This window comes from Stenotrophomonas sp. YJH_SMC_122 (assembly GCF_059369535.1).
Map to the genome: position 1 here is coordinate 62,473 of NZ_JCAFST010000012.1, position 13,772 is coordinate 76,244.

11 protein-coding genes are annotated in these 13,772 nt (G+C 67.5%); 6 read left to right on the forward strand and 5 right to left on the reverse strand.

Annotated features, from left to right (window positions below; translation table 11 throughout):
• The first annotated feature begins 56 nt into the window (after positions 1–56).
• Positions 57–1,829: a chloride channel protein gene (locus AC5P66_RS15860; protein ID WP_049410995.1), complete on the forward strand. Its 1,773-nt coding sequence runs from the start codon at positions 57–59 to the stop codon at positions 1,827–1,829.
• 102 nt (positions 1,830–1,931) lie between these two features.
• Entirely contained in the window at positions 1,932–2,648 is a 717-nt protein-coding gene (locus AC5P66_RS15865) for an MgtC/SapB family protein (RefSeq protein ID WP_049410988.1), read from the forward strand.
• Positions 2,649–2,679: 31 nt separating this feature from the next.
• On the opposite strand, the gene AC5P66_RS15870 is transcribed toward AC5P66_RS15865, so the two are convergent.
• Positions 2,680–3,084, reverse strand: a complete 405-nt coding sequence (locus tag AC5P66_RS15870) for a MerR family transcriptional regulator (RefSeq protein ID WP_049410985.1) — start codon at positions 3,082–3,084, stop codon at positions 2,680–2,682.
• Between the two features lie 63 nt (positions 3,085–3,147).
• Here AC5P66_RS15870 and AC5P66_RS15875 point away from each other — a divergent pair, with 63 nt between their 5' ends.
• Positions 3,148–3,975 carry a class I SAM-dependent methyltransferase gene (locus AC5P66_RS15875; protein WP_099488231.1) on the forward strand — a complete coding sequence of 276 codons (828 nt, stop codon included), beginning with the start codon at positions 3,148–3,150 and terminating at the stop codon, positions 3,973–3,975.
• A gap of 80 nt (positions 3,976–4,055) precedes the next feature.
• Here the strand turns inward: AC5P66_RS15875 and AC5P66_RS15880 are convergent, their stop codons facing one another.
• From AC5P66_RS15880 to AC5P66_RS15895, 4 genes are all read right to left on the reverse strand, one after another.
• Positions 4,056–4,319 (reverse strand): DUF6959 family protein, encoded by a 264-nt coding sequence (locus tag AC5P66_RS15880; protein ID WP_238378475.1) that lies wholly within the window; start codon positions 4,317–4,319, stop codon positions 4,056–4,058.
• Between the two features lie 148 nt (positions 4,320–4,467).
• The gene (locus tag AC5P66_RS15885; protein WP_049410976.1) at positions 4,468–5,304 is read right to left on the reverse strand and encodes an OmpA family protein; all 837 of its coding nucleotides are present in this window, start codon (positions 5,302–5,304) and stop codon (positions 4,468–4,470) included.
• 61 nt (positions 5,305–5,365) lie between these two features.
• On the reverse strand, positions 5,366–10,555 hold the full coding sequence (locus AC5P66_RS15890; RefSeq protein WP_099495824.1) for a YadA-like family protein: 5,190 nt from the start codon (positions 10,553–10,555) through the stop codon (positions 5,366–5,368).
• A 235-nt stretch (positions 10,556–10,790) separates the two neighbouring features.
• Positions 10,791–11,771: an AraC family transcriptional regulator gene (locus AC5P66_RS15895; protein ID WP_049410973.1), complete on the reverse strand. Its 981-nt coding sequence runs from the start codon at positions 11,769–11,771 to the stop codon at positions 10,791–10,793.
• Between the two features lie 692 nt (positions 11,772–12,463).
• On the opposite strand from AC5P66_RS15895, the gene AC5P66_RS15900 reads away from it, so the two are divergent.
• The 3 genes from AC5P66_RS15900 (at position 12,464) to AC5P66_RS15910 (ending at position 13,760) form a co-directional block, all read left to right on the forward strand.
• Complete coding sequence (locus AC5P66_RS15900) at positions 12,464–12,652, forward strand: Flp family type IVb pilin (RefSeq protein WP_005416979.1); 189 nt, start codon at positions 12,464–12,466, stop codon at positions 12,650–12,652.
• A gap of 89 nt (positions 12,653–12,741) precedes the next feature.
• The gene (locus AC5P66_RS15905; RefSeq protein ID WP_049437836.1) at positions 12,742–13,287 is read left to right on the forward strand and encodes an A24 family peptidase; all 546 of its coding nucleotides are present in this window, start codon (positions 12,742–12,744) and stop codon (positions 13,285–13,287) included.
• A complete protein-coding gene (locus AC5P66_RS15910) occupies positions 13,284–13,760 on the forward strand; it encodes a TadE/TadG family type IV pilus assembly protein (RefSeq protein WP_061479834.1) in 477 nt (158 codons plus the stop codon). The genes AC5P66_RS15905 and AC5P66_RS15910 overlap by 4 nt, the downstream gene beginning before the upstream one ends.
• Positions 13,761–13,772: the final 12 nt, after the last annotated feature.

Below are 13,772 nucleotides of genomic sequence, written 5' to 3' on the forward strand. Positions count from 1 at the left end.
AACCGCCCGATGCAGTGACGGTGACGATCACGGTGGCGGCGTATCATGCCGCCACCATGTCACTGCCTGTTTCGCCATCGCGCCTGCATTCGGCCTTCCAGGGCCTGCGCCTGCGGCTGCGCGGCAGCGACCTGTGGTTCATCGCGCTTGCCCTGCTGGTCGGCCTGCTTGCCGGCTACCTGACCTTGCTGCAGTCCGGCATCGCACGCTGGCTGCAGGGCACGCTGTATGGGCTGGACGACGGTATGCGCCTGAGCTCCCTGCCCTCGCTGACATGGACCGCGCTGCTGGTGCTGCCGCTGGGTGGCCTGCTGGTCGGCCTGGTCAGCCTGGCCGCGACCCGGCTCAAACGCCCCCTGCTCGATGCGGTGGAAGCCAATGCCCTGCACGGCGGCCGCATGTCGATGCGCGACAACCTGATCGTGCTGACCCAGACCCTGCTGTCCAATGGTTGCGGCGCCTCGGTCGGGCTGGAAGCTTCGTATACGCAGATGGGGGCCGGCACTGGCTCGCAGCTGGGCCGGGTGATGCGCCTGCGCCGCAACGACGTGCGCATCCTGGTCGGTGCCGGCGCCGCCGGTGCCATTGCCGCCGCCTTCGGTGCGCCATTGGCCGGTGCGTTCTACGCCTTCGAGATCGTCATCGGCGCCTACACGCCGGCCGCACTGGCGCCGGTGGCAGTGGCCGCCCTGGCCGGCGCCTTCGTGGCCGACCAGGCCGGCATCGAGGCCTACCTGCTGCCGGCCGCTTCGACCATCGACGTGCGCGCCGCCGACTACGCCATCTACGGCCTGCTCGGCTGCTGCTGCGCGATGGTCGGTATTGTCATCATGCGGCTGATCGCCTCGATCGAGGGCACGGTCAAGCGCAGCCCGCTGCCTGCCTGGGGTCGGCCGGTGGTGGGCGGCCTGCTGCTGATTCCGCTGGCCCTGGCCAGCCCGCAGGTGCTGTCGTCCGGCCATGGCGCCCTGCACCTGGACCTGACCACGCATCTGCCGCTGATCTGGATCGGCGGCCTGCTGACCCTGAAGTGCCTGGCCTCGGGCATCTCGCTGGGGTTCGGTTTCCGCGGCGGCCTGTTCTTCGCCTCGCTGTTCATGGGTACCCTGGTGGGCGCGCTGTTCGCTGGCCTGCTGGCCATGGCCACCGGCGTGCCGGTAATCGACGCCACCTCCGCCGCGCTGGCCGGGATGGCCGCGCTGGCCGCCGCCGTGGTGGGCGCGCCGATGACCATGGCCATGCTGGTGCTGGAAGGCACCCACGACTTCCTGCTGACCAGCGTGGTGATGAGTGCGGTGCTGGTCTCCAGCACGCTGGTACGGCAGTGGTTCGGCTACTCGTTCTCGACCTGGCGCATGCACCTGCGCGGGGAGACCATCAAGAGTGCCCGCGACGTGGGCTGGGTACAGAACCTCAGCGCCGGCCGGCTGATGCGCAAGGGCGTGGCCACCGCGCCGGGCGATATCGATGCCGCCGCTTTCCGCCAGCGCTTCCCACTGGGCTCGGGCAGCCGGGTGATCCTGATCGACAGCGAGGGGCACTACGCCGGCATCGTACAGATCCCGCGCGTCTACGGCGACGGCGTGAAGCCGGAGACCGTGATCGGCGAGCTGGCCGAGAACCGGGACGTATCGCTGTCGCCGTCTGCGGACGTGGTCAGCGTGATGCAGCGCTTCGACCAGACCCAGGCCGACGAACTGGCGGTGGTCGCCGCTGACGGCCAGGTCCTGGGCGTGGTGTCCGAAGCCTTCGTACGCAAGCGCTATGCCGAGGAACTGGACAAGCGCCAGCGCGAACTGATGGGCGAGCGCGTCGACGACACCGACTGACCCGACAAAAAGGGGACGGAGGGGATTAAGTCGCTTCTGGCACTTCCGGGTATCCACGCATGGCGTGGATCTACTGTCACCTCGACCGGGTAGACTCCGGCCATGCGCTTCCTTGAGACCTTCCAGGCCGGTCCTTTCGCCGACACCGTGGTCAGCCTGCTGGCCGCCTTCGTGCTGGGTACGTTGATCGGTGCCGAGCGCCAGTACCGGCAACGCACCGCCGGCCTGCGCACCAACGTGCTGGTGGCAGTCGGCGCCGCCGCCTTCGTCGACCTGGGCATGCGTATCGCCGGCAGTGCCGAGGCGGTGCGGGTGATCTCCTACGTGGTCTCCGGTGTCGGCTTCCTCGGCGCCGGCGTGATCATGAAGGAAGGCATGAACGTGCGTGGCCTGAACACCGCCGCCACCCTGTGGTGCTCGGCAGCGGTCGGCAGCTGCACCGGCGCGGACATGCTGGCCGAGGGCGTGCTGCTGACCGTGCTGATCATCGCCGGCAACACCCTGCTGCGGCCGTTGGTGAATGCCATCAACCGCATTCCGATCAACGAGGCAGCGACTGAAGCCACCTACGAGGTGCGCCTGAGCGTGGATGCCGACGCCGTACCGCGGGTGCGCGAGCGCCTGGTCGATGCGCTGGAAGCGGCGCAGTACCCGGTGGGTGATGTGCAGGTGGTCGAGCATGCCGACGCGCCTACCGATGTGATCGCGGTGCTGGTCAGTACGGCCGTGAGTGCCGATGAACTGGACGTGGTGCTGGCACGGATGGAACAGGTGCCGGGCGTGCTGCATGCCACCTGGGAAGTCAGCACCCGCGATTGATTGATCCACGCGGGGCGTGGAGGCTCTTCTCTCATCCCCTCATCCGCTGCTGCGCGCGCAACAGTTTCCGGAACGAACCGCACGACCGGGCATCCTCCGCCCGCGGGCATGCCGCCGCGCGTTGCAGCTGACGGCGCACCCGCTGCAACCGGGTGATCTGCCGCTGCAGCACGTCGGCCTGCGCCAGCAGTGCCTCGCGGTCCAGTGAGATGCGTCCATGCTGCGACGGCAGTGATGCACCAATCTGCTGCAGCGAAAGGCCAGCCGCCTGGCCAAGGCCGATCAAGGCCAGCCGTTCCAGCACCCGCTCGTCGTACTGCCGGCGCAGGCCGCGGCGCCCCAGCGCCTGCAACAACCCCAGCTGTTCGTAGTAGCGCAGGGTGGAGGCCGGCACGCCACTGCGCTTGACCACCTCGCCGATATCCAGTTCACGCACGGGCTTGACCTCAAGTGACCTTCAAGCACCAAGCTATGGGCAACTACCCGACGAAGCAAGGCCATGGCAAGCACATCTCCCATCGATCAGAACGCCCTGTGGAACGGCCCTGGCGGCCAGGCGTGGGTTGCGCAGCAGGCTGTTCTTGACGGCCTGTTCCAGCCGATGGCCGACCTGCTGGTCACCGAACTTCCTGAGACCGTGACAAAACTGCTCGACATCGGCTGCGGCACCGGCGCCAGCCTGCTGGCCGCGGCCGCAGCGCGCCCAGCGGCACATTGCACCGGCCTGGACATCTCCGCGCCGATGCTGGCGCTGGCCCGCCAGCGCGCCGAGGCTGCGGGACTGGACGCGGACTTCATCGTGGCAGACGCGCAGCGCCATCCGCTGCCGCCGGCGCACTTCGACTGGATCCAGTCGCGGCTGGGCGTCATGTTCTTCGAGGACAGCCAGGCCGCGTTCGCCAACCTGCACCGTGCCACGACACCCGGCGCTGGGCTGCGCTTCATCGCCTGGCGCAGTGCCGATGAAAATCCATTCATGACCACGGCCGAGCGCGCCATCGGCGATGCACTGGATCTCCCACCCCGCGTACCCGGCGCACCGGGACAGTTCGCCTTTGCCGATGGCGAGCGCGTGCAGTGCCTGCTGCAGAATGCCGGCTGGAATGACGCGGAGGTTGTTGCGGTGGACGTGCCCTGCTCGCTCACCCGCAAAGACCTGCCGACCTATGTCGGCCACCTGGGACCCTTGGGACTGGCCCTGCGATCGATGCCGGAAGCCCGCGCCGCAGTGCTTCGCGAAAAAGCATTGGCCGCATTCGCGCCGTTCATCGAAGGTGACCGCGTTCGTGTGGATGCCGCCTGTTGGCTGATCCGCGCCCGCGCTTGAGAAAAGGGGACGGAGGGGATTAAGTCGCATATGCCCCGGTTGTGCCGGAAACGACTTAATCCCCTCCGTCCCTTTTTTTGCTAGAGCGTCTCGCCGGCGTCGGCCAGGCGCGATTCGATCAGGGCGTACCACTGCTGCAGCACGTCGATCAGCATGTCCAGCTCGGCATCGGTGCGCTGCGCGCGGCCACTGCGCAGGCAGGCCTGGGCTTCCTGCAGCTGGGCCAGGAACCCCGCCACGGTGTCGGCCTGCAGGATCAGGCCTGGCAGTCGCCGACCGGGGATGCGCACCACGGCATGGTTGCCGAGCTGGCCGTACACGCTGAGCGTAGCTTCCGTCTTCATGGAGAGGGGCAGGAATTGGGCATTCATCGCGTGCACCGTTTGAAAACCTGAGCCGCAGGCAGGCGTGGACGACGGGGGAGACGTTGCCACGCCTGCCGGCGGTCAGGGGGGACTCGGGATGCCGGGACACCGCCCCGGCGCAGGAAGGTCAATGTGGCTGGGCCATCCCGGCGATCTGCACGCGCCGGTTCGGCGCCAGGCAGGCAATCAGCTCGCGCCGGTTGCGCTGTTCACACTGCACGATCGGCTCGGCCGCGCCGCGTCCTTCGGCACTGATGCTGGCTGCAGGCACGCCCCCCTGCACCAGCGCGTTGCGCACGGCATCGGCGCGGCGCTGCGACAGTGCCTGGTTGTAGCTGGCGCTGCCGATGCGGTCGGTGTAGCCGGTTACCCTGATCGACTGCACCTGCGCGGCCTCGCGTACCTGCGCCAGGATGCCCTGCACCGCCTGCTGGCCTTCGGCGCTGAGCACCGCGCTGTCGAAGCCGAACAGCGCGTCGGCCGACAGCCGCAGCGGCTGTTCCGGCAGCGGTGCCGGTGCCAGCGGCGCCGGTGGCCGCGGCGGTTCGAGCACGGCCGCGCACGATTCCGGCTTCCAATACCCGCCCTGCGCGATGCCCTTGCTGTCGAAGCGCACCTGGAACTGGCAGGTGAAGTACTCCGCGCCCTGCGCGGTGCGGAAGTTGAACAGGTAGTTCCACTCGCGCACGCCCCACATGCCTTCATTGAAGTGCGGCGTGCCCAGCAGCGTGTACAGCTGCCGCTTGCTCATGCCCGGCGCGAAACGGCGCAGGTCGGCGACGTCGGGATAGATGCCTTCCTTCAGCGAGGCCTTGGAGGCCTCCGGGAAGTGCACAGCGGTGGCTCCGGCAGGACCATCGGCGGCCGGCGCATGGCTGCGGCAGGCGGCCAGCAGGCCCATCCCCAGGATCAGGCCCAGCGTGGCGGCACATTGGCCGGCGCGGGCGATGCGATGCTGTTTCATGTCATTCCCCCTGTAGACGTTTCCGCGATGCCGGGCCGCGGGTGCGGCCCGGCGGCGGGGATCACCACTGGATGCCGGCACCGACGGCCACACCGGCCTCGCCACGGCTGTTGGTCGAACCGCTGAACTTGTAGATCCAGCGGCCGCCTTCGGAGACACCGGAGATGCCGAGCGCCACGCCCGATTCGCCGTTGTAGCTGCCAGCCGCGATCGAGGCCATGCTGCGGCCCGCCTCGCTGGGCTGCGGCAGCGCCGCGGTGGCCATCGCCGAGGCGATACCGGCCGAGGCACGGTTGTCGGTCTTGCGCAGGTCGCGCTCGAAGCCGCCCATGCGCTCGTCGGTGTAGGCCTTGGACCAGTCCAGGGTCTGCGCCATGCCCGACTTCAGCTGGTCGACATTGACGGCATCGGTGCCAGCAGTACCGGCGGCGACGTTGCGCACCGTGGTCGGGCCGCTGCTGGTGGATCCCAGCGTGACGCTGTTGTAGTTGGTCGCACCGTTGACCGTGGTGTCGTAGCGGATGGTGCCCTGCTGCGAGGCCTGCAGCTGGCGCACGTTGACCGCATCGGTGGCCTGCGAGCCGTCGGCCACGTTGACCACCTGGCGCTCGGCACCGCTGGCGCCCACCGAGACCGTATTGGCCCGGTTCGCCACCGAACCCGCACCCAATGCCACCGAGTTGTCGGCCTGCGCCTGCGAACCATTGCCCAGCGCGGTCGAGTTGGCACCGGCGGCAGTGGAGCCTGCACCACCGGCGGCCGAGTTGGCGCCGCTGGCGGACGGATCGGCCAGGTTGTTGGTGTTGTTGGCGCGGAAGCTGCCGGCCACGTTGGTGATGTTCTGGATCTTCTGGTCGGTGTACTTCTTCGACTCGTCGATGGCGTAGTTCACGCCGTTCTTCAGCTGGCCGACATTGGTCGCGTCGTAGGTGTCCGAGCCGTCGGCAACGTGGGTGATCTTGCGCTCGCTGCCGGCGCTGCCGACCGAGACCTCACCGGCCGAGTTGCTGGCACCGGTCTGCCCGTAGGCGCCGGTGTAGCCGCTCTGTGCACCGACGCTGGCGACCGAACCGGCGCCCAGCGCCACGCTGTTGCCGGCGCTGCTGCTGGCGCCGTTGCCGACCGCCACGCTGTTGGCACCGGCTGCACTGGCCTGCGGACCGACCGCCACCGCTTCCGCACCGGCTGCAGTGGCTGCGGCCGCCGTTGAGTTGACCGCCAGGTATGCGCTGCCACCACCGCCATTGGTGATGCGCTGGTTGAGGACCTTCAGCGAGCCGTCGACAGCGGTGAAGGCGGCCGTGACGTTGTTGTAGTCGCCGCTGGTGAACGTGCCATCGGTGGCGATGCTGGAGATGCTGAACGTCGGCGCGGTCCACACGTTGGTGGTGCCGTTGTAGGCGGTGGTGCCGCCGAAGTAGGTGGCGATGGTGCTGTTCGTGCTGAACAGCTGGTCGCCGGTGATGGCATCACTGCTGCCGGCCAGCACGCTGCCGGCAGCGACATTGGTGATCTTCACCGCGCCGGTGCCGGTACCGGCCAGCGTCACGCTGTTGAGCACGTTGCCACTGCCATCGACATCGTACTTCACGGCCAGCTTGTCGATCTCGCCGGTCTGGTCGGCGACATTGGCCAACGAGTTGCTGACCGCATCGAAGGCGGTGCCGACATCGTTGTAGTCGCCCTTGGTGACGGTGCCGTTGGCGGCGACGTTGTTGATCGAGTAGGTCGGCGCGGTCAGTACGCCGTTGGCATCGACCGCGGCACCACCGCCCAGATGGGTAGCCACCGCCTGGTTGGCGGCAAACAGCTGGGCACCATTGATGGCCTCACCGCTGGTGGCACTGACCTGGCCCGGTCCGAGATTGCGCAGCGTGGTTGCCGTGCCGGTCTGGCCCAGCGTGGCGCTGGCGTAGTTGACACTGCCATCGGCGTTGAGGTCATAGCGCAGCGCGCCCTGCTCCGAGGCCTGCAGCTGGCCCACGTTGACCGCATCGGTCGCTGCGGTACCGGCCGCCATGTGGGTGACCTGGCGCTCGGCACCGGCGGTGCCGATCGACACCGAGTTGGCTCGATCGGCCAGGCTGCCGGCACCGACCGCGATGCTGTTGGCCGCCGTCGCCCGCGCATTGGTGCCGACCGCGATCGCATCGGTGCCACTGGCCACCGCCTCAGTGCCGGTCGAGTTCACCCGCAGGTACTTGGTGCCACCGTTGCGGATGTCGGTGATCTGCGTGTTGAGGTTGACCAGCGAGCCATCGACCGCGGCGAAGGCATCGGTGGCATTCTCATACAGGCCCTTGGCAATGGCACCGCCAGTGGAGATCGTGCTGATCTCGAACAACGGTGCAGTAAAGATGCCGCTGGCCGGATCAAAAGCCGCACGGCCACCGAAGAAGCTGGCGATGGCACTGTTGGTCGCCGCCAACTGGCCGCCGTTGACCGCCTCCAGGCTGCCGGCGGTGACCGCGCCGGCGGCAAGATTGCCGATGGTGGTGGTGCCGGTGCCTGCGCCGAGCGTGACCCGGCGATAGTTCGGGTTGCCCGAGCCGTCCAGGTCATAGGTGACCGCTGCGGAGGCCACATCGTCGATCAGACTGATGGCGCCCTTCAGCTGGGCCACGTTGACAGCATCGGTATTGGCGCTGCCCGCGGCAAGGTTGGTGATCTGGCGCTCGCCACCACCGGCCGTGCCCACCGACACTTCGCCGGCCGAGACCTGCGGTGCGGTGAGGCCGTAGGCGCTGTAGCTGGCCTGCGCGCCGCGCAGTGCAGCGGAGCGGTAACCCAGCGCGACCGAGTTGGCCTGATTGGAAGTGGATTCGGCACCCAGCAGGGTCTGTCCGTTGGCGGTGCCCACGGCACTGTCACCGACGACGACCGAGTGGCCCATGCGGGCGGCATAGTCGGCGGTCGGCACGCCGGTCGGATTGCTGGGATCGTTCACGCCATCGCCGGGGAAGGCGACATTGGCATCGACCTTCGGCAGTTCATGGCGTGCATTGGCACCGATCACCACTTCCTTGGACCCGTTGGCGAAGGCGCCATCGCCCATCAACACCTGGTAGTCCTGTGCCGCGTTGACCGCCCAGCAGGAAATATCGGCCAGCGCGATGTCCAGGCACTTGGCCGCCCACGCCGGCGAGTCGGTTGGCAGAAGGAGGCCCAGCAGGCCACCGGGATTGCCGTTGTTGATGTTGTAGATGTAACTGTCGGAGGTCACGCCACCGATCAGGGTCAGGTGCGAGCTGCCGCCCGTGACTGCGCCGCCCAGGCCGTTGAGCGTGCTGCCGACCGGCGACAGGTTGACCACCGGCAGGCCCAGTACATTGACCGTCGAATAGGTCTGCATGACGTTGGCGTTGCTGAGCTTGAGATTGCCGTTGCTCAGATAACCGTTGCCGCCGAACAGGCTGGTGGTGGTCGGCCCGATCAGCTGGCCGACATTGCCGACCAGGCCACCGGTGCCGATGATCAGCCCAGCATTCGGGTCGGCCGGCGCCGGCGCCTTCGGACTGGTTGGCGGAATCGCCGAAGGTTGGGTCAGGCCGAGGCTGCCCAGCGTGCCTCCCACCAGGCCACCCACGGCGCTGCCCAGGTTGCCGATGGTGCCATTGAGATTGCCGTTGAGCAGGTTGCCCACCGCGCTTCCGACACTGCCCAGCGTGCTGCCCAGCACGCCGCCCAGGTCGCCGGTGGGGCTGCCGGTGGTGCCGTTGAGAACGCCGCCCACGGCGCCGCCGACCGTGGCGACGGTGTTGTTGAGCGTGCCGCCCACTGCGCTGCCGACCTGGCCGACGGTGCCGTTCAGTGCGCCACCCACTGCACTTCCAACGGTACCGACAGTGCCGTTCAGAGCACCGTCCACTGCGCCGCCAACCTGGCCAACTGTGGCGTCGAGCGCGCCGCCCACCGCACTGCCGACGGTACCAGCAGTACCGTTCAGAGCACCGCCGACTGCGCCACCGACTGCGCCGACCGTGTTGTCGAGCGTGCCGCCCACTGCACTGCCGACCTGGCCAACGGCGCCGTTGAGTGCACTGCCAACGGTACCGACAGTACCGTTCAGCGCGCCACCGACTGCGCCGCCAACCGTGCCGACTGTGCCGCTCAGAGCACCGCCAACTGCACCACCGACTGCGCCTACCGTGTTGTTGAGCGTGCCGCCCACTGCACCGCCAACCGTGCCAACAGTGCCGTTCAGCGCGCCACCCACCGCGCTACCAACCGCACCCGCAGCACCGTGAAGCGTCCCGCCGACAGCACCCACCGCACCGCCGACCAGGTTGCCGACGCCCAGTGCGCTGTGCTGCGCCGCTACGGTCGCCTGTCCGGCGAGCTTCAGGTTGCGATCGGCCACTACCTCCTGGCCGTCTGGCGCCTGCACGCGCACCTTGCCGGCGATGCCGGCATCGAACGCGGCACTGATGGCACGATCATGGGTTTCACCCGGCAATTCTTCCTTGGCCGGCAGCGTGACTGCCGCCGTCGCCCTGGCCTGGCCCTGCCCTTCGATGGGATGGCCAGCGACCGCCAGATGCGTGTCGGCCTTGCCATCGACGGTGGCTTTCAGCCCAGGCAGTGAACCCGCGGCTGCACCGCTGAGGCCGGCGGCCGCCTGGGCACCCGTATCGATCGAAGCGACCTGGCGGCCAGCGATGCCGACCTTTGCCCTGGCGCGCGCATCGGCAGCGACGCCCAGCGGCGCATGCGCGCCGGGCGCAACATGCGCAGCCAGCGATGCATCCACCTGTGCCGCCCTGGCCGCGGTGCTGCCCACGCCAACATTGGCGCGGACATCAGCCGCCAGCGCCGGCACGGCCACCTGCTTCGGCACGGTGTTCGCTGCCAGCTTCACCTGCACGGTGGCCGGCAACACGTCACGTACCACCGGCAGCGACGTGGTGTTCAACTGCAGGCCCAGACGAGCATCCGCACTGATTGCGGGGCTGTTCTGCGCCTGTCGCGCGGCGGCAGCCAGGGCCACTTCCGCGTCAACCTTGACCGGCATCGGCTGCGCATACTTTGCCGCGAGTGCCTGAAGGTCACGCAGCGATTGATTGGTTTCCGAGGCCCCTGCGTGGCCGCTGGCCAGCGCGCACAGCAGTGCCAGGGCCAGGGCGGTGGGCATCAGCAGGAAGGCGCGCGGATCGCGTGCAGCGCTGCCGCCGCTGTCGCCGGTGGCCAGTTCCGAGGCCACAACCAGAGCATTGAGCTGGCGGTTCCATACACGCCGGTAGATGCGGTTCATGAGCATTTCCCCCGTAGGCGAACAACTGGAATGTCAGTGGACTTGCCGCTAGGCAGGTGACTGACATTTCAGCGGTTGCAACGAGGGCGGTGCACTTCAATCCGGCACGGCAATCACGCATTCCGGCAAATCCACGGCCGGAATCGGCAGCCGGCTATGCATAAGCGGCAACACGATCGGCAAGCGGATACGCAATTCCGGCATAAACACCGCAAAAACCCTTGCCCGGCCTGGATCAGGCCGGTTGGCCGATCTGCGCGGGTGCGCGCATCAGGGTGTCGCGCGGCAGTTCGCCGAATACCTTGCGGTAATTGTCGGCGAACCGCGAAAGATCCCACAGCCCGCAGCTCAGGGCGATCGCCTTCACCGAGCGACGGCTGGAGTCTGCCATCGACAGGCTGCGGCAGGCCGCGCACAGGCGCAGCATCGAGAGGTAGCGGTTCGGCGAGGTTCCAAACAGGTCCTCGAACGCATAGCGCAGGCCGCGCTCGCTGACGCCGGCGGCATCGCAGATCTCGTTCATGTAGATATTGCGACGCAGGTTGAGCCGCATGAAGTTCTCTGCACGCTGCGCGATCAGATAATGCGTGCGCCGCGCACGGGTGCAGCCCGGTCGATCTGCCGCACCGGCGCCCAGCAGGGCCTGCACATGCTCATGCAGCAGGTTCTCGGTCTCGTCCGGCTGCAGGCCTGCGCCCTGTCCCAGCTGCAGGTGCAGCTGCTGGTAATGGCGTGCCAGCGGCGTGGCATCGCTGGCCAGGTTGAACAGCGAAAGTGCCTGGCCAGCAGGTGGCGTGCTGCGCAGGCTCAGTTCGGTCAGCTTGCGCTGGACGCGGGCCACCGGCACCAGCATCAGGGTCATGTGCGTGCCCGGGCTCAGGGTGAACTCACTGATGCCCTCCGGCATGATCGTCAGCGCCATGCCCGGCGTGAGCGGCACGCCGTGGCACCAGCTCATCGTTTCATCGGTGGCCTGCAGGTACCCCAGCATCGCCCAGTCCGGCGGCAGCATGAAACGGCCACGGCAATGGAAGCCGCAGCTGATGCTGCAGAACAGGGCTTCCTCGTGCACGCGCGAAGCGAACGCTGCCCGTGGCCCGTTGCCATCCAGCAGCAGCAGTTCGACATCACAGACGCGAAGCACGCCGCTCAGCGTGGCCAGGTCTATCGACCGAAGGCCGCTGTCGTCGCTGTCCTCTACCCCACCATCGACCATGACAGTGTTGTCCCCCCGTTGATCCGCCATCCGCTGCGGCCCCCACTGCCTGACAGGGCACGCAACGATCCAGAATCCATTTCCGTTGCCACGCCGGCGGCGCCGGCGTCGATGCGATCGTACAAATCAATGCAAGAGCTTGAATGCGAGTATGCCCAATAATCGGCAAAGGTAAACCCGCGGCCCGGAATGATGAAAAGGGATACACAAGTGAAGAAAATGTCTGAGCAGGTGGCACGGTTTTCGCATGCACCCGGAAAGCGAATCACATTATCTGCACGACAATGAATCGTTTTGCCTGCGAACGGATTTTCGTCACAGAAACCATCTGGGATTTTCAGGCTTCCGGGGTTTCTGCCGAATTTGCATATAGGTTCCGGTTGCAGCCAACCGCCATTCAGGCAAAGTCGACATTACGGTGATCGGCCATCTGATCTGGCCGCACCCAGGGGGACAGCATGACCACGCACGCATCATTGGATGCCTCGACCACCGGCCCCGGGCCGTCCGGTCGCGACCATGCGGCCAATGTCCCGCCTGGAAACGATCACCCTGCTTGAGCACAGCGGGCCTATCCCGCCGTGCCTCCTCCGCCAGGACGCGCGGAGGCCCACGGACGATCCCGGCGGAGCCGGGCCACCGCCCAACGCAGGTGTACTGCATCCGCAGACAGGTAGAGGGAGACATTGGTCATGAACGCATCGATCCGCAAATTCCTGAAGGAAGAAGACGGCGTCACCGCGCTCGAGTACGGGCTGCTGGCTGCCGTCATCGCAGGCGTCCTGATTGCGGTCGGCAACGACCAGATCAAGGGGTTCTTCGAAACGCTGTTCAAGAACCTCTCCGCACTGGCCACCAAGGCGTCGGGCTCGACGACCTGAGCGGCGACCGCGCGCGGCCGGCAGGGCCGCGACGGCGGGGCGCATGGAACCAGGCGAAGACCGTCCGGTGACGGACGATGGAGTGTGCGATGACAGTGCTGGGATTGTTGGCCATCGGCGTGTGCCTGCGGATCGCGATCAGTGATCTGTATGCCCGACGGGTGCCCAACACCTGGCTGGTCGCCGCATGCGTGATCGCCACTGCGGTGATCGCCGTCGGCCAGTTCAGTGCGCCGCGCCAGCCGTGGCTGCCCCACCTTGCCGGCGCGGTGATCGGCCTGTTGGCGCTGCTGCCGTTCCATGCCCTGCGCTGGATGGGCGCCGGGGACGTGAAGTTCTTCGCCGTGGTGGGCCTGATGCTGGGCTGGCAGGCACTGCTGCCGGTCTGGCTGTTCGCGAGCCTCGCGGCCGGGTTGCATGCCGTACTGGTGCTGGCCGGTCGCCACCTGGGCGTGCTGCTGCCCGGCCACCTGCAGATGCAGGTCAATCGCACCAGCACGCAGTGGCAGGCGCATCCGGTGCTGCGTGACATGCAGGCCGCCCGCCAGGGACGACGTGGCATTCCCTATGCAGCCTACCTGGCACTGGCCGCCATCGGCTGGGTGCTGGCCAGCATCTACGGAGGTGCACCATGAACATCCGCAGCCCACGCCTGCAACGCGGTGTCGCCAGCATCGAGTTCGCCCTGATGCTGATGCTCGGCCTGTTGCCGCTGCTGCTGTTCACCTTCTCCGGGGTGATGATCATGGCGGCGCAGCAGACCCTGGCCACCGCCTCGGCCGAAGGCGCGCGCGCCTCGCTGCGCTACGGCACCGCCAGCGAACGACGCACCGCCGCCTGCGTCGCCGCACGCACCTCGATGCAATGGTTGCTGCAGTTTTCCAAGCAGAACGTGGACTGCAGCGCGGGGGGCAGCAACGCCATCGTGGTGTCGGCACAGGCGCCCTGCGCCGGTCTGGCCACGGCCCAGTGCATGACCGTGACGGTCAGCTACGACTATGCCAGCCATCCCTTCCTGCCCGGCACCGCCACGCTCTACAAGTGGGTGATGCAGGCCCCCATCCGCAGCGTCGCGGTCGCGCAGCTCGATCTCGGCAGCGGCAATTGATGATCAGTACTT